The sequence below is a fragment of the Tropicimonas marinistellae genome, from assembly GCF_001509585.1.
Lineage (GTDB): Bacteria > Pseudomonadota > Alphaproteobacteria > Rhodobacterales > Rhodobacteraceae > Tropicimonas > Tropicimonas marinistellae.
Genome location: NZ_LNCI01000001.1, coordinates 132423 through 147793, shown reverse-complemented (window position 1 = coordinate 147793; position 15371 = coordinate 132423). Strand labels below are relative to the sequence as shown.

Sequence of the window (15371 nt, the reverse complement as noted above, 5' to 3'; positions counted from 1 at the left end):
TCCATGACCGAAAAACACTCAGTTCCGCAGAACCTGCGTGGCCAAGTACCCCATCTGCGGGCTGATCCATTGCTTGGATTGCGGAATCTCGCCGGAGCCCGTCACCCAGTAGATATTGCTGACCTTGATGCCCTCGGCGCGACAGATTTCCTTCATCCGCGTCGTGGAGATCTTTCCCCCTGTACCGAGCGCAACGGTGTCGGCACCATCGGAACCGATGGTGCATGTCAGCACCATTGGAACCTCATGGTTGTTGCCATCGATATGGCGATAGACGCGCTGCACCTCACCGGCCCGCCGTTGCGTGATCAGGTTGATCGAGGCATCGGCATTGGAGGACAACAGGTCGTAGCCCAACCCGCGGGTCCCAGTGAGGACGCCGCGTTTGAAGGTCAGGCTTTGGCGGTCGGCCGTGGTCCAGGTCACGTAGTCTCGGTTGCGGCCGAACACCTTCAGAACCGCTGTTGCCTTGTTCACGTCAAGGACCGCGACCATCACCGGCCCCTGGATGCTGGCGACGGTGCGGGCGACGGCCGCCTGCTGACTTGCGGCCGCTGCGCGCGCGTCCTGAGCATTCGGTTGTGCGACCTCGCGTTTTGCCTGCTCGCCTTCGAAAGCAGCGGTGAATGCCCGCACGCCCTGCGCCTTATCCGGGGCATTGCCACAGGAGACGAGAAGTAACGCCACAACAGCAAAACCGAGCGTATGTGCAGCCATGCGACGGATGGGTGAATTGGCGATCATCTCCAGAATCTCCCGCCGCTGGCCTCGTACTCAGGTTCGTGTTTGTCGCGAACCTTGCCGTAGAGGCGTCCAGGTACGCTCACGCGCGCGCCGCCGTCCCGCGTCAGCGGCCGGATCCTGATACCGTAATCGGAGCGCGACGGCTGGCCGCTCGCCCAGTAGAGCGGGATGTTGAGATAGATCCCCTTGTCGAACGACCCTTCGCCAAACTCGTCGAATGGCACATCGGTGAACGTTGCAAACGCGCCGACCTGCCATCCATTGTCGAACCGCCGTTCCACCTTGAACGTCGCGCCATAGTCCCCGGCGAGGTAACGGCCGGCGTCGATCTGGCCATAGTAGCCGTTCTCGAAGTCATAGTAGACCGAGGCGTACCCGGTCCAGATATCATAGTCCTGCAAGCCCAGACCTTCGAAATCGCGCTGGACCGTATAGTTGAGCTCTGTGCCGAGCGCGAGGCGGCTGTCTACCGGCTTCCAGAGCACTTCCCCGGACATACCAGCATACATCCGCTCCAAGTATCCGACAGTGACCCTGCTGTACCACTCGCCCGCAGGTCGGCCATAGTGGGCCAGAACGAGGTTCTTAAGGTAGGTGGGGGTCTCACTGTAGAGCGCGAAATCGGACCGGACTCGAGGAAGCTCTGAGTTCGACTCGCGGGTAGACTCATCAAGGTTGCCTACGAGACGTTGCTTCACCCGCCCAGAGAGAACGAGACCCGGTGCAAGGACATATTCCCCACCAAGCGTCAGCCCGAGATCGGCCCGCAGCGGGTTATCCGGGTCGAACAGGCTGTAGTCGAGGTAGGGCGCCAGGAACCAAGTGAAACGGGGGAACGGGTCGCCCACTCGATCCTCGGGTGCCGCGAAACGCAGCGCCTCGGAGAATTCGGTTCGCTCTAGGATCGCCTCTGAGGAGGCATGCTCGAGCTGTTCGATATCGGTCCGGTTGACCGTGACACGAGAGATCGGAAGCCCGTCATCAACAGCAACGACGGAGAAGGTCTCAACGGATGCAGGCATCGCGCGTGTCAGGATGCGAGAAATGCGGCCAGTTGCCTGGGCCTGCGCATAATACCGGTTGTTCTTGACCTGGACCTCGACGCTGGTCGGCTCAAGTCGGATCGCCTCCAACTCGATTCCCTCCTTGGCCAGCGATGCTTTCAGCGTTTCATTGAACTGCTGTTGCTGTGCCGGCGTGGCGCTCGTCCATTCGATGTTCCAGGCTTCGGGGTCCACGGACTGCGAAGGACGCGGTCGCACGGGCAGTGGCGCAGGCTCGTTGCCCGGCCCGAAGAGTGGCCTCTTCGCATTCATCGAGAAATTGAGCTGAAGGCCGAACGTGTCGCCGTAGAGATACGCGGCCTGCAAGCTGACCCCGTCGTTGATCCGGTACTCGGCGCCGAAATTCCATGGGCTGTTGTAGTCCACCAAATCACGGTTCGTCTCGACCTGATAGGCATCGGAGGAGTACTCAGCCTTGAGAGTGAGCTTCTCTGTTGCAGCCCAGGAAACGCCACCGAAGGCTGCCATCGGCCCGGTGAAGAACTGGTCGAAATTCGCGGTCCCGCCGGTGTCCTCACGTTCCCGGTTCCGCTTGCTGTTTTCTGTGATTGGATTGTACGTCCCCAACCGCCCCCAGCCGAGACCCGCCGTGACGCGCAGATTGTCGCGAAATGTCTTGGTCGCCGCGAGGTATTCGGCGCTGTAGGCACCTGTACCGATGAAATCCTGGAACCCGATGGCGATTGCCGGAAGCCATTGCGTTTCGTCGACGAACTGGAAACGCAGGTCGAAGCTCCGATCGTAGAGCGGCTCCCCATCGCCGTAGAAGTCGGGTATGCGTGAGTACCTGAATGTCCCCGACAACCGCGGCGCAAACTGAAACGTCAGCGACGTTCGCGTTTGCTCGCCCGATTGCGCGAAGGTACCGACGAACTCCGCATCGGGCAGACTCTCCGCCGTTGGCATCTCCAGCAGGCCCGGAACGCCGTAGAGGTTGTAGCTGTTGGTGACCAAGGGTTCGGCGATGCCGCCCAACGGGTGGGCCGTCCCATATATCACCGCGGCCGCGGCAAACGCGCGCCCTGCCAATTTTCGCTGCTGCTCAGGCATGAATTGCCCCTGCCCTGCTCTTTTTTCGTCTGCCTCACTATACTGATTGTCTTACTGCACGGAACCATCGGTTACGCAAGCGGTGCGGAATGTGCTGTTTGTCGCGTGCGTTCACTCCGCTTACCGCGCGCTCAACGAATCTGAAGGCACTGCGCCTCCACGACGAAGAGGTTCTGCGGCCGATGCGCATAGGCACCGAGGTCCGGCGCGATCTGCCCTTGCGGTTGGACCTCGCACGGCTCCAGCCGCGTTTTTCTCTTCTTGGTGACAAGCAGAACGGGGCCCGTTGCATCAGCTGGCAGGGCGTATTTCAGCACGTAGTGATTTGGCGCCCGCCCCGCGGCCGGACGCGCGTAGATCGCGATACCACCGTCGCGCGCCTGATAAAACAGGTCGGCAAGCACATCCCTGTCGTCCGCGACCACGGCACTAACACCCACGTCAGCCGCCCGGCCGAGGATCTCGCGCGTCATCTCGGTGCGGCCGACATATCTCTCCAGCAGGTAGTTGCCTTCCGGACCAGCACGCCAGCCGGTGCCCCAGACGCTGGCGACCGGTAGCAGAACTGCGAGAAACAGATGGAAGGCCATGCTGCCCCACCGCCAACCTGGATGCTGAGTCAAAAGCCACGGGACGACTGCCAACGTTCCGGCAAGATAGGCGGTGGCTGCCCAATTCGGGTACGCCTTGCTGAGCAGCGCCTGGACACAGACGATCACCACGATTGGAATCGAAAAGGCCAGCAACAATTGCCGATCTGGCGAACAGCGGCGGAATCGGGCCGCCAGGACCAGCAGCGCTCCGAAGAGCACTGGCCCGAAGACTATGAACTGGTTGGCAAAGAACTCCGCAAGGCCCGTTACATTGAGTTGCGCCCGCTCCCCCGGGTCGCGAACCCAATCGGCATTGTCCAGCGTGTGTTCGACGGTGCTGAGCCCGTTTGCGAGGTTCCACCAGACATTGGGCGAAATCGCAACTGCGAATGCCGCGAGCGCGGCCAGCGCCGGCTTCCATCCGGGCCTACCCCACCACATAAGCGCTGCTGCGAGGGCAGCACAAATGACGAAATAGATCGCCGCATACTTCGCGAGAAAGGCAATGCCCAACAGGCCGCCGGCCAACGCTGCCCAGAGAACGGATCCGCCACGGTCGAGCCCATGCAGCCATGCCCAGAGAGCCAATGCCAGGAAGGGTACCATGATCGTGTCGGTCGAGATGAGAAGGCTGCCCAACACGACCATGGGCAGGGTAATGTAGGTGGCAACCACCCAAACGGCCGCGCGTGCGCCATAGCGTGGCGCAGCAATCGCGCCGAGGATCAGAGCCGTCACGCAATGCATGAGCGGCGCTGGCAACCGAACCCAGAATGGCGCGTCCGATCCGCCGAGTTCGGTGGATGCCCGGATCACCCAGCCGATCAGCGGCGGTTTGGAGTAGTATCCAAGCGCCATTTCCTGACCCCAAAGCCAGTACTGCGCTTCATCGACGAACAGGTCGGTCCGGTTGAGCGACAACATAAGAACCCGCAGCACGGTGACGCCGAGCGCAATCGCTACCGCTGGCGCGATCCAACCGCGGCTATCAATCGGAGTGGCGGCGGCGTTCGGCATGAATCAACCAAAGATTGCGACCGTAGATGACAATACCCATCGCCTGCCCGAGAATGAAGACAGGGTCCTTGCGATAGAGCGCGTAGGTCAGCAAAACCAGACCGCCACCAATGGACAGGTACCAGAAGGCCAGCGGAACGACGGATCGCCCCACGCGTTCGGATGCAATCCATTGAACCATGAACCGGGCCGTGAAGAGAAGTTGCCCGCCAAGCCCGATCATGACCCACCAGAATTCGCGCCAGTTTTCGACGGCCAGCCAGCGAAAGACCGCTTCACTCATCCGCAGTCTCCCCGCTACCGGGAAAAGTTTCCTGTGCCTGCGCCTTCTTGCGCCGCCGGATCAGCCAGGCGACCGCGAGCAGGTCCGGCACCCCGACAATCGCGCGGCGCAGATTGGTGTAGTTGGACTGCCCCGCCTGCCGTTCGCGATGACTAACGTCGACCAGCAGCACTTCCCAACCGTCCCGCCGAAAGAGTGCGGGCAGGTATCTGTGCATGTGGTCGAAATACGGAAGAGCAAGGAATGCGTCTCGCCGAAACCCTTTCAATCCGCATCCTGTATCGCGGGTCCCGTCGTGCAACACCCGCGCCCGAAGCCCGTTGGCAAAACGCGAGCCCCATTTCTTGCTCAGGCTATCCTGACGGGCGACCCGCTGCCCGGCGACGAGTCCAAGCCGGCCGGTCCGATCCTGCAACAGCGGGGTGAAGAGTTTGGGGAGTTCCGACGGTGGGTTCTGCCCGTCCCCATCGAGAGTACAGATGACAGAGCCACGCGCGGCGCTCACGCCACTATGCACGGCCGCGCTCTGGCCAGCAGAATGAGGATGACTTAGCAACCGGATACGCCTGTGGTTGGCAGCAAGGTTCATGGCGATTTCCGCAGTCTCGTCCGTCGAACCGTCGTCAACCACGACAATCTCGAAGTCCGTATCGGCGCAGGCCTCCGCGATACCCGACAGAAGAGACGCCACGTTCCCGGCCTCGTTCTTCATGGGAATCACGATGGACAACTCTGTCATCGGGGCCTCGCGAAGCGACCCGGCGCAAGTGCCGGCGTTTGGCGCCTTTAACCCGATCTTCGGGCTGGTGTCCACGCGGATGCCGTTACGGCCGGCGCAGCGTATCACCATAGGTGAGTTTCGGCATCAGGACGATCTGCTCGCCTCCGGCATGGGATGCTCCGCCGCCGTTCGCTGCCCGGTCGGCAATGACCCGTGCAGCTGCCTCTCCGATCTCGCGGCGACAGGAGTCCATCGTCGCTAACCGGCGCGGCAGCCCTTCAAGCAATTCAATTCCGTTGAAGCCGGCAAGTCCGAGATCGTTCGGGATATCGATCCCCTTTTCAAGGCAGTACAACAGCCCTCCGGCCCCAATGAGATCGTTGGAATAGTATAGGAAATCGAGATCCGGAGTCTGGGAGAGCATCCGTTCTGTCATCTCGCGGCCCTTGGCAAAGCCGGAAGTGCCCTCATAAAACTCCTGCGCGGCCAACTCGATGCCGGCTTTGGAGAGCGCATCTGTGAAGCCCTCCAGACGCTTTTTCGCCCGGTGATCCAACGGCATCTTCGTGCCGAGGAACCCAATCCGCCGATAGCCGCCATCAATGATGGCCTGAGCAATCTCGCGGCCGGCCCGCTTGTGCGAAATGCCAACTGCGGCATCGACAGGTTCGCCGTCTACGTCCATGATCTCGACCACCGGAATGCCGGCATTCCGTAGCATTGCGCGCGACACCTCCGTGCGCTCCAGCCCAGCAATGATCACTCCGGACGGCCGCCAACTCAGCATTTCGTAGAGGACCTTCTCCTCCTGCTCAGGCCGATAGTGCGTTACCCCGAGGACAGGCTGTAACTCCGTGTCTTCCAGGACGTGGGAGATACCATTGATCACCTCTGGGAAGACCATGTTCGACAGAGACGGAATGATCACAGCGACGAGGTTCACGCGGCTCGAGGCCAAAGCGCCGGCAATCTTGTTTGGTACGTATCCGAGCCGCTTGGCCGCTTCCAGAACTCGCTCTCGCGTTGTCGCGCTGACATCGCCGCGATTGCGCAACACCCGGCTGACCGTCATTTCGCTGACACCCGAAGCTTCCGAGACGTCTCGCAAGGTTAGGGGACGTCGGGTCTCGCCACGGACCGGCGATGAAGACGAGGCGGGAGAACGGTGGTCGTCGTGAGTCATGCGATTCTGTTAGCGCCGAATCTCGGTAGGTAAAAGCACCGGCATGCTGGCATTTCCCGATTGGTTGCACAATGCGCGCACCTCGCATCCGGCCCGGAGCGCATACGCGGAGGCGTATCATATTGGTCTTGAGAAACGTCGGCCAATCCGGCACCTAGGGGCCGTGGCCCCGTGGCTCAACTGGATAGAGCAATCCCCTCCTAAGGGATAGGTTACAGGTTCGAGTCCTGTCGGGGTCGCCAATTCACCTGCATTTTCTGCACAACGATGGTGTTGCCTAAGTGCCGCCCAATCCACTGCAGGGAATATGCGAATGGACACGGCAGGTGCGAAGGTGTTTCGCGCAGGTATCCCACGGTCGCGGGGTGGCTGTCCGCGTCCACCAAGGCGGCCACTGCCATACGTCAGTCGCATTCACATGTTATCGGCACGATATGCTCAGAAAGAAGCGTTCCAACACTTCGGAGTTCCTGTGGACCTGCGTTCATCTGCACTAGCAATTCTACTGGGTAGTGCACAAGCACCAACCGGCGCACAAAGCGGTACGGTCGCGATTGCCAATTGCACGGACTACGTGATGCAAATCTGCGGTCCCGAGGCAGCACCAGGCATGACGGTCTTGGCCACCCGGCCCATCGGGCGTGGTTCGCTCGTTACAATTCGAGATGGAGGCGACGCGGTTTGGGAGTGCCGTAGTCTTCCGGACGACTCGGTCGGAGAGGTTTCGATGCTGGGAGAACCGGAACGACGCAATATCGAACTGTCTGCAGACAAACCGCATGCCCTTCTTGAACACGCGCTCGGTCCTGTCGGGGCAGTCCACTTCATCGTCAGAGCAGAAGCTGGGAGCGTATTGTTTGCGCGCCTCATCAAAACGCCCGCCGACATCTCGTACGAATTGCACGGTCCCGATGGCACATCACTTCAATCGCTTCAGGTAGACGCAGGTACCGACAAGGCCTACTTGGGTCGCGTCTCTGAAACCGGAGACTACGTCCTGCGGGTCGTTAGCGATAGAATTGATGCATCATTTCTGCGTGCCATTGTTGCGGTCCACTAGGTGTGCGTGACCGGCGCAATCGGTACGACGTGCCGCCCCAGAACGTGGTTAATATCCGCCATCCAGACCCAAGGCAAACAAGGGTTTATGAGCGCCAAGCCCGGTTGCTGCGTTTAGTCGCACAACTGCTCCGTCCCCCGACATACATCGTCCGCGACCTGCAGAATCCGAGTACTGCACCCGTTGTGTTTCAACAATTGACGAGTTGTTTGCGACGCGGCCCAAACCATCCCAGGCATCCGACTTGATGGTAGTTCGGTTGCAAGTTGCCACATCAATAACTAGCGTGGCCGGAAGCCCTGTATTCACATCTCCTTCTGACAAACATGCCAAACAGCAAGTCACAAACCAAGGCAATCAACCTACGAATCGAAGTCGAGCATGAACAACTCGTCCGGGACGTCATCAGTCATATCCGGACGGGTGGCCCGGGATTTCGATCCGCCCTGCAACGCTTGCTGGAGGACGAAGGCGCCGCTCAGTACATCCCCGCGCGTGAATTGCTTGCCAAGTTTGCCGAACTCGAAGCGCGGATCAAAGCACTCGAACCCAGAACCTGATTTCCGTGGAGAGACGCCGCGAGAACGGTTCCATCGTTATTCGGCCTGCAAAAAGCGTACGGCACCGTCACCGAGAACGGCTGCTGTCAACTGACCGCCGCGCCAAGCACCCGTATCGATAGAGATGTGTCGGCCAGCGACTTGCGGCATCTCGACCATCGTATGGCCATGGACCACCCAGTTACCGTCGCGCCGCGGAACGGCAACCGACTTTGGCCGCGCCCAGAGAAGCACGCCTTCGCGTTGCGCCTGCATCGCGCGAGACGGTTCTGTCAATGCGTGCACAGCAATCAACGTACCCGACTGCCACCAGAGCGGGCGCGAATAGAGCCACTCCAACAAGTCATCGCCGAGCGCCTTCCGAAGCTCGTTCGCCCAGGCTTGAGATCGGGCTCCAAGTTTCATGTCGCAATAGCTCGGAACATCGAAACTGATGAGCGTTTCCTGTCCGCCGAATTGCAACCAGCGTTGCCCCAGCCCCAATGGGTCCTCAAGGAAATCGAGCATCATTCGGTCGTGGTTTCCCAGCAGACAGAAAACGCTCTCCGGGTTCGTTTGCTGCAACGAACGAAGGCGATGCAGCACGCCAGCGCTGTCGGACCCACGATCAATGTAGTCCCCGAGAAACACCAGATCTGCTGGACGACCGGCCCGGTCATCCATGATCTGTTCCAGCAGGAGCGCCATTTTTTCACTGCAGCCGTGAATGTCCCCCACAGCATAGGTGAGTCGTGTGGGGCGCGGTGCTTCGTTTTCCGGACCAAACGCGTCGGGGCCGACCATATAGCTCGGCCGCAGAATTCTGGACAGCAGGCTCACCGGTTCACCCTCAACGCGAGCGCGCTGCACTGGGCCGAACCGGAATAGAATCGACGTTCGGGGGTCACTGACGGCGCGCGAAACCAAATTGACATACCCAAATCAATGGGCATTGCTGGCGTCAAAACAAGAAAACAAACTGGTTCGATATGATTCCGTAAACAATACACTCGTTTTGGCGTTATTGTTTACAATGACTGCCCACCAAGATCTCGAATGCGGAGACAGAGCTGCGAAGCTAATACCCCATTTTGTGTCAAAGGGCCAATCGTAATCACTACGCCGGATCTCGTGCATCATGCCCGTAAATCCGGAATCGACAGGGTCAAACCTTCCTTTACGTGTTGCGGGTAACGCTTGTTTGTGGTGCGAAATCGAGGTGGTGGCATGAGCGCAGGATCTAACGCGCCAGTCATCATCAGACGCAAGAAGGTTGTGGCCGGAGGCGGCCACCACGGCGGAGCATGGAAGGTCGCATATGCGGACTTCGTGACCGCAATGATGGCCTTCTTCATGCTGATGTGGCTGCTTAACGCGACGACGGAGAAGCAAAGAAAGGGGATTGCCGACTATTTCAGTCCGACGATCCCGATAAACCGGGTTTCTGGAGGCGGAGATGGTAGTCTCGGCGGCGATTCTGTCTTCACGGAGGAAACGCTCGCGCAGAACGGCATCGGTGCAAGCAACAAGCATCCGGCCATCCGCAAAACGGCCCCGGCCGGGCAGATCCCGGCGACGGATAGAGAAACATTTAGCGAAATAGAGGACTTACTGGCCACAGGCGGCGAAAGCATGGCCGACGACAACACGCTTCGGCACGTGGTGACCAGCGTTACCGACGAAGGATTGATCGTGGAGTTGTTCTCGCTCGACGGGGACCCGCTATTTTTCGCCGGATCAAGCGAACCGACACCGCTTCTTGTGGACCTCATCGACCTTGTTGGACGGGTATTCTCCTACGCAACCAACAAGGTCGCGATCAAAGGGCACAGTCGTGCGCACGCCATCGTCCTCGCTGCAAATCCGACCTGGGATAATTCGCTGAGCCGGGCCGCTGCAGCGCGCGAGATGCTGGCGGAGCGGATATCCGCAACGCGTCTCGAACGTGTCAGCGGTCATGCCGACCGGCACCCAGCCGTCGAGAACCCGATGGCAGTACGAAACGACAGGCTGGAAATCGTTCTCATCCGCTCGGACCTGTCCGACTAACAATGGGGGGACGCATCGAATTTTCTCGTTAGCACCACATTAAGCGAGCTGTGTCCATATAGCTGGCAATTCGACGTCCCAGCAGAAGAAGGGCACACGTATGACCATTTCCTCGTCTCTCAATGCCGGCGTGTCCGGGCTGGCAGCCAATGCGAGCCGCTTAGCAACGATTTCCGACAATATCGCCAACTCCTCTACCTATGGGTACAAGCGGGCCGAAGCAGACTTCCACTCCATGGTAATCGAATCTGGAAGCGGCACCTATTCCGCCGGCGGCGTTCGGGTGACCACTCGGCGGTTGATCGACGAAGCGGGAGCTCTTGCCTCTACATCCAATTCAACTGACCTCGCGGTGCGCGGCCGTGGTTTCCTGCCAGTGACGACGGAATCCTCCATCGGAACCGACAATGGCGAAAGCCCCATGTACCTGACAACGACCGGCTCATTTCGAACCGACGAAGACGGTATCCTGAAAACGGAGTCCGGCCTTGTTTTGCTCGGGTGGCCAGCCGATGCCGATGGAACCATTCCTGACTACGCGCGCGACACGTCGGATGGGCTGGAGCCAGTGCAAATCAACGTGAACCAGTTCGCAGGTGAGCCGACAACGCAGATGTCACTTGGTGTCAACCTGCCCGCAACAGAAACAGAAGCCGGCGCTTCTGGCGATGCCTTGACCCTCCCTGTCGAATACTTCGACAACCTCGGCACCTCCCAGTCGGTCACAGTGACCTTCACACCTTCCGTACCCGCCGCAGCAACCGATCCGGCAACCAATACCTGGACGATGACGATCACCGATTCCGCCCAAGCAGGGGCAGTCATCGGTGAGTACACCCTTGTCTTCGACGAAACTCGCGCAAGCGGGGGTACGCTCGCGTCGGTTACCACCGTCAGCGGCGGTACGTACGACGACACCACCGGCGTGTTTGAGGTCGATGTGGCGGGTGGCCCTATCTCCATAGACATCGGCGCAGTCGGAACGGGAACCGGGCTCACCCAGCTGTCGGACAGCTTCGCCCCGACTGCGATCAGCAAAGACGGTTCCCCGGTGGGCAACATGACATCCGTGGAGATCGACGAGAATGGCTACGTCATCGCGAATTTCGACATTGGCATTTCCCGCGTCGTTTACCAGATCCCGCTCGTCGATATGCCCAACCCGAACGGGTTGGAGGCGCTCGACTATCAAACCTACAACACGACCAATGAGAGCGGCAGCTTCTTCCTTTGGGATGCGGGCGACGGGCCAACCGGCGATATCGTGAGCTACGCACTCGAAGAATCATCAACCGACGTCGCGGGCGAACTAACCGATCTCATCCAGACGCAGCGCGCCTATTCCTCCAATGCAAAGGTCATTCAGACAGTGGATGAGATGCTGCAGGAAACCACAAACATCAAGCGCTGAGAATAAGCTCAGGAAAGGTAGACGCGCATGACCTTCTCCACTGCGCTTTCCAATGCTCTTTCGGGCCTCACGGCGGTCAGCCGCGCGGCCGAAGTTGTGTCGAACAACGTGGCGAACGCGATGACCGAAGGGTACGCCCGTCGCGAGATCAGCCTGTCATCCCGCTCGGTCGGTGGAGTCGGGTCGGGTGTTCAGGTAGACGGGGTCGTGAGAGTTACCGACGAGCGGACAACGGCCGATCGCCGCCACGCCGAAGCGAGCATGGAAAACGCAAGTGCCGAGGCGTCTGCATGGTTGCGGATCGAAAATGCGGTTGGGCTTCCGACCGAAGAGGGGTCACTTGAGCACTATGTCAATGCCCTTGAGACCGCCTTGATCGACGCCGCAAGCCGACCGGACCAGGATGTAAGGCTGACCTCGGCCATTAGCGCGGCAAGCGAACTCGTTGACCATATTCGATCCACCTCCGACGAGTTGCAGGAAATGCGCACGGATGCCGAGAGCGACATTGCCTCTATGGTAGATCAGCTCAATTCCAGCCTGAAGCAGGTGGAAACGCTCAACTGGCAGATCTTCGAGATGACGAATTCCGGTCAGGACGCGTCCGGCCTGCTTGATCAGCGCCAGAACGTGATCGATTCCATCAGCGAGATCGTCCCGGTCAACCAGGTGGCCCGCGATGGCGGTCAGGTCGCGCTGTATACAAGCGGTGGCGCGATCATCCTCGATGGCCCGGCCGGAGAGTTCGAGTTTTCCCAGACTGGGATAATCACACCACACATGTCGTTGGAAGGTGGGGCATTGTCAGGTCTGACCCTGAACGGCAACACCCTCAACATTGGATCGAGCTACGATCCAATCGGTGGCGGAAAGCTCGCGGCGGCCTTCGAGATTCGCGACGAGATCGCTCCGACCGCGCAAGAAGAGCTGGATTCGGTCGCGCGCGACCTTGTTGAGCGGTTTCAGGATACCTCGCTGGACACGACCCTCGCGACAGGAGATGCCGGCTTGTTCACAGACGGCGGGTCAACGTTCGACACAGCTGACGAGGCAGGGCTTTCGGCCCGCATCGAGATCAACACCACCGTCGATCCCGACGTCGGAGGGGAGAGTTGGCGACTGCGGGACGGATTGCAGGCAGCGACAGAGGGCGATGTTGGAGACGCGTCATTGCTGACGGCCCTAGCCGAACGCCTCAATGAAGAACGTGTCGTTGCCTCCGGCATGTCCGCGGGTCAGGAACGCACCGTCGCCGAACTCGCGTCAGATCTTGTCTCCAAGATCTCAAGCCAGCAGCAGGCCGCCGAAGACCGACAGACATACGAATCGGCGCGTGTCGATGCATTGAAGACCGAGGAGGCGCGCACCGGCGTCGATACAGACGACGAAATGCAGAAACTCCTACTGATCGAAAACGCCTATGCTGCGAACGCCCGCGTCATACAAACGCTGGACGAACTGATGGATCAACTGCTGGGAATCTAGGTCATGGCACTCACCACTGTAGGCGATCTCGCGCTGAGCTACATTTTCCGAAGCAGGAATTCTCAGGTGAAGGCGGACATTACCAGGCTGACCGAAGAAGTCGCGACCGGGCAGGTCGCGTCGCTTGCGGACCGTTTGAACGGGAACTTCAGCACCATTTCGTCTGTCGAACACAGTCTCACTCAATTGGCGGCCTACGAATCCTCGATCACCGAAGCCTCCGGATTTGCCTCCGCCGTCCAAGACTCTCTGGAGGCGGTACGGGAGACAGCCGGCACTCTTTCGGCGGATCTGCTCACATTCAGCAACTCGGAAAACGGCACGATCTCAAGCGCACTCGGGACCGCATCGATGGACGCGTTCGATCTCGCCATCAGCAGGCTGAATATGCAGTTTGGAGGCCGGAGCCTTTTTGCGGGCGTCGCGACCAATTCTTCCGCGCTTGCCGACGCCAACACCATTCTCGAAGAACTGGAAACCGCGGTTTCGGGAGAAACTACGGCAACCGGGGTCGCCTCCGTGATCGATGCGTGGTTCGCGTCACCTGCCGGTTTCGAGACGATCGCGTATTCCGGGTCTGCGAAGGCCCTTTCGCCAATGTCCATCGGCGTGGGTCAGACGGTCAGCCTTGACGTTACCGCATCCGATACTGCCGTGCGCGAGACATTGAAGGGGCTTGCCATGGCCGTGCTAATCGACCGCCTTCCGCTCTCCAACTCACCGGCGGAACAAATGACCATGGCTGGCCTCGCCGGTCAGACGCTCTTGAACAGCAATGTGAGTATGCTCGAAGTGCAGGCCAAGGTCGGCGTTGTTCAGGAATCCCTCGAAACCGCGAGCACGCGAAATACCAGTGAGACCGCCGCGATGGAGTTGGCCCTCTCCGAGCTGATATCTGTCGATCAGTACGATGCGGCGGCGGCGCTCACGCAGGCGGAAACCCAGCTTGAACTGCTCTATGCCCTGACGGCGAGAACCGCGAGCCTGAAACTATCGGACTATATCTGATGCGCAGATTTATCGCGACGCTCCTATTGTCGTTTATTGCCTGCTGCCACGTGGCTGCGGCCAGTCCGGTACGCATCAAGGACCTTGTGGAATTTGACGGCGTGCGCGGCAACGATCTGGTTGGCTACGGTCTCGTTGTTGGCTTGCACGGGACGGGCGATGGATTGCGGAATTCGCCGTTCACCGAAGAAATCATGGCCAACATGCTCGAGCGACTGGGCGTCAATGTATCCGGTGAGCAATTCCGTCCGAAAAACGTCGCGGCCGTATTCGTGACGGCAACACTCCCACCGTTTTCACGCTCCGGCAGCAGGATCGATGTCTCTGTTTCGGCAATTGGCGACGCGAAGAGCCTGATGGGCGGCACGCTCATAATGACGCCCCTAACCGCCGCCGATGGCCAGATCTACGCCGTGGGTCAGGGCACGATCATTGCCGGTGGGGCTCAGGCCGAAGGTGAGGGAGCCAACGTGGTTGCCGGCGTTCCAACGGCGGGGGTAATCCCGTCCGGTGCACGAGTCGAAAGGGAGATCGACTTTGATTTCACGCAGCTCACGACCATCCGGCTGGCGCTCCGCGACCCCGATTTCACAACAGCCGGACGGATCGAGGCGGTGATCAACAGCAGCTTCGGGCGCGCCGTATCCCGCATGCTCGATGCCGGCACGGTCGAACTTGACATTGCGGCTTCGCGTACCGGCTCACCCGCGCGCACCATCAGCCGCGTCGAAAACCTGACGGTGGAACCGGAGCGCCGCGCACGGGTGATTGTCGACCAGCGATCCGGAACCATCGTCATGGGAGACGAGGTGCGGATTTCACGCGTCGCCGTATCTCAGGGAAACCTCACACTTCGGATCGAAGAAACTCCCGTCGCGGTCCAGCCAAACCCATTCGCGCCAGGCGAGACGGTCGTCCTGCCCCGCACGAATGCGGAAATCGTCGAAGAACCGGGGATCGGCCTGGCTGAGGTATCTGGTGGAACATCCCTGGCCGAAGTGGTCGCCGGCCTGAATGCGCTCGGCGTCGCTCCACGGGACCTGATCGATATCCTCAAGAGCATCAAGGCGGCCGGCGCTCTGCATGCGGAGTTCATCGTGCACTGACCGACCGGAATTCATCACGAGTTCAACTCGTTTGGGCCGAGACCGGCGCACCATACGG

The 15371-nt window shown here is 60.0% G+C and carries 14 protein-coding genes and 1 tRNA gene; 8 read left to right on the top strand and 7 right to left on the bottom strand.

The annotated features are described in order from the left end of the window. Positions 1-18 precede the first annotated feature (18 nt). The 6 genes from ARC39_RS00670 to ARC39_RS00645 all read right to left on the bottom strand — a co-directional run bounded on the left by ARC39_RS00670 (position 19) and on the right by ARC39_RS00645 (position 6655). Complete coding sequence (locus ARC39_RS00670; protein ID WP_068108524.1) at positions 19-744, bottom strand: YjbF family lipoprotein; 726 nt, start codon at positions 742-744, stop codon at positions 19-21. Next, entirely contained in the window at positions 741-2858 is a 2118-nt protein-coding gene (locus tag ARC39_RS00665; RefSeq protein WP_068108520.1) for a YjbH domain-containing protein, read from the bottom strand. Before ARC39_RS00665 ends, ARC39_RS00670 begins: the two co-directional genes overlap by 4 nt. A gap of 131 nt (positions 2859-2989) precedes the next feature. Beyond that, complete coding sequence (locus tag ARC39_RS00660) at positions 2990-4468, bottom strand: ArnT family glycosyltransferase (protein ID WP_068108518.1); 1479 nt, start codon at positions 4466-4468, stop codon at positions 2990-2992. After that, the gene (locus ARC39_RS00655) at positions 4440-4751 is read right to left on the bottom strand and encodes a lipid-A-disaccharide synthase N-terminal domain-containing protein (protein WP_068108515.1); all 312 of its coding nucleotides are present in this window, start codon (positions 4749-4751) and stop codon (positions 4440-4442) included. The genes ARC39_RS00660 and ARC39_RS00655 overlap by 29 nt, the downstream gene beginning before the upstream one ends. Next, a complete protein-coding gene (locus ARC39_RS00650) occupies positions 4744-5490 on the bottom strand; it encodes a glycosyltransferase family 2 protein (protein WP_078059038.1) in 747 nt (248 codons plus the stop codon). The genes ARC39_RS00655 and ARC39_RS00650 overlap by 8 nt, the downstream gene beginning before the upstream one ends. 85 nt (positions 5491-5575) lie before the next feature. Further along, positions 5576-6655 carry a LacI family DNA-binding transcriptional regulator gene (locus ARC39_RS00645; protein ID WP_068108513.1) on the bottom strand — a complete coding sequence of 360 codons (1080 nt, stop codon included), beginning with the start codon at positions 6653-6655 and terminating at the stop codon, positions 5576-5578. A 165-nt stretch (positions 6656-6820) separates the two neighbouring features. On the opposite strand from ARC39_RS00645, the gene ARC39_RS00640 reads away from it, so the two are divergent. The 3 genes from ARC39_RS00640 (at position 6821) to ARC39_RS00630 (ending at position 8275) form a co-directional block, all read left to right on the top strand. After that, a tRNA-Arg gene (locus tag ARC39_RS00640) sits at positions 6821-6897 on the top strand. 485 nt (positions 6898-7382) lie between these two features. Beyond that, positions 7383-7715 (top strand): hypothetical protein, encoded by a 333-nt coding sequence (locus tag ARC39_RS00635; protein ID WP_068108510.1) that lies wholly within the window; start codon positions 7383-7385, stop codon positions 7713-7715. Between the two features lie 326 nt (positions 7716-8041). Continuing rightward, positions 8042-8275 carry a hypothetical protein gene (locus ARC39_RS00630; RefSeq protein WP_068108507.1) on the top strand — a complete coding sequence of 78 codons (234 nt, stop codon included), beginning with the start codon at positions 8042-8044 and terminating at the stop codon, positions 8273-8275. Between the two features lie 36 nt (positions 8276-8311). Here the strand turns inward: ARC39_RS00630 and ARC39_RS00625 are convergent, their stop codons facing one another. Then, positions 8312-9094, bottom strand: a complete 783-nt coding sequence (locus ARC39_RS00625; RefSeq protein WP_068108504.1) for a metallophosphoesterase family protein — start codon at positions 9092-9094, stop codon at positions 8312-8314. Positions 9095-9481: 387 nt separating this feature from the next. Between ARC39_RS00625 and ARC39_RS00620 the strand changes: the two genes are divergently transcribed. The 5 genes from ARC39_RS00620 (at position 9482) to ARC39_RS00600 (ending at position 15313) form a co-directional block, all read left to right on the top strand. Then, a complete protein-coding gene (locus tag ARC39_RS00620; RefSeq protein ID WP_068108502.1) occupies positions 9482-10303 on the top strand; it encodes a flagellar motor protein MotB in 822 nt (273 codons plus the stop codon). Positions 10304-10403: 100 nt separating this feature from the next. Continuing rightward, on the top strand, positions 10404-11714 hold the full coding sequence (locus ARC39_RS00615; protein ID WP_068108499.1) for a flagellar hook protein FlgE: 1311 nt from the start codon (positions 10404-10406) through the stop codon (positions 11712-11714). 27 nt (positions 11715-11741) lie between these two features. Then, a complete protein-coding gene (flgK, locus tag ARC39_RS00610; protein ID WP_068108495.1) occupies positions 11742-13199 on the top strand; it encodes a flagellar hook-associated protein FlgK in 1458 nt (485 codons plus the stop codon). Between the two features lie 3 nt (positions 13200-13202). Beyond that, entirely contained in the window at positions 13203-14207 is a 1005-nt protein-coding gene (locus ARC39_RS00605) for a flagellin family protein (protein ID WP_068108492.1), read from the top strand. Then, positions 14207-15313: a flagellar basal body P-ring protein FlgI gene (locus tag ARC39_RS00600; protein WP_068108489.1), complete on the top strand. Its 1107-nt coding sequence runs from the start codon at positions 14207-14209 to the stop codon at positions 15311-15313. Before ARC39_RS00605 ends, ARC39_RS00600 begins: the two co-directional genes overlap by 1 nt. Positions 15314-15371: the final 58 nt, after the last annotated feature.

What these genes read in the sequence shown, in the direction of transcription:
- ARC39_RS00630 (WP_068108507.1), top strand. Translation starts at nt 8,042, where the DNA reads ATGCCAAACAGCAAGTCACAAACCAAGGCAATCAACCTACGAATCGAA.
- ARC39_RS00605 (WP_068108492.1), top strand. Translation starts at nt 13,203, where the DNA reads ATGGCACTCACCACTGTAGGCGATCTCGCGCTGAGCTACATTTTCCGA.
- ARC39_RS00655 (WP_068108515.1), bottom strand. Translation starts at nt 4,751, where the DNA reads ATGAGTGAAGCGGTCTTTCGCTGGCTGGCCGTCGAAAACTGGCGCGAA.
- ARC39_RS00665 (WP_068108520.1), bottom strand. Translation starts at nt 2,858, where the DNA reads ATGCCTGAGCAGCAGCGAAAATTGGCAGGGCGCGCGTTTGCCGCGGCC.
- ARC39_RS00670 (WP_068108524.1), bottom strand. Translation starts at nt 744, where the DNA reads ATGATCGCCAATTCACCCATCCGTCGCATGGCTGCACATACGCTCGGT.
- ARC39_RS00645 (WP_068108513.1), bottom strand. Translation starts at nt 6,655, where the DNA reads ATGACTCACGACGACCACCGTTCTCCCGCCTCGTCTTCATCGCCGGTC.
- ARC39_RS00635 (WP_068108510.1), top strand. Translation starts at nt 7,383, where the DNA reads ATGCTGGGAGAACCGGAACGACGCAATATCGAACTGTCTGCAGACAAA.
- flgK (WP_068108495.1), top strand. Translation starts at nt 11,742, where the DNA reads ATGACCTTCTCCACTGCGCTTTCCAATGCTCTTTCGGGCCTCACGGCG.
- ARC39_RS00660 (WP_068108518.1), bottom strand. Translation starts at nt 4,468, where the DNA reads ATGCCGAACGCCGCCGCCACTCCGATTGATAGCCGCGGTTGGATCGCG.
- ARC39_RS00620 (WP_068108502.1), top strand. Translation starts at nt 9,482, where the DNA reads ATGAGCGCAGGATCTAACGCGCCAGTCATCATCAGACGCAAGAAGGTT.
- ARC39_RS00600 (WP_068108489.1), top strand. Translation starts at nt 14,207, where the DNA reads ATGCGCAGATTTATCGCGACGCTCCTATTGTCGTTTATTGCCTGCTGC.
- ARC39_RS00615 (WP_068108499.1), top strand. Translation starts at nt 10,404, where the DNA reads ATGACCATTTCCTCGTCTCTCAATGCCGGCGTGTCCGGGCTGGCAGCC.
- ARC39_RS00650 (WP_078059038.1), bottom strand. Translation starts at nt 5,490, where the DNA reads ATGACAGAGTTGTCCATCGTGATTCCCATGAAGAACGAGGCCGGGAAC.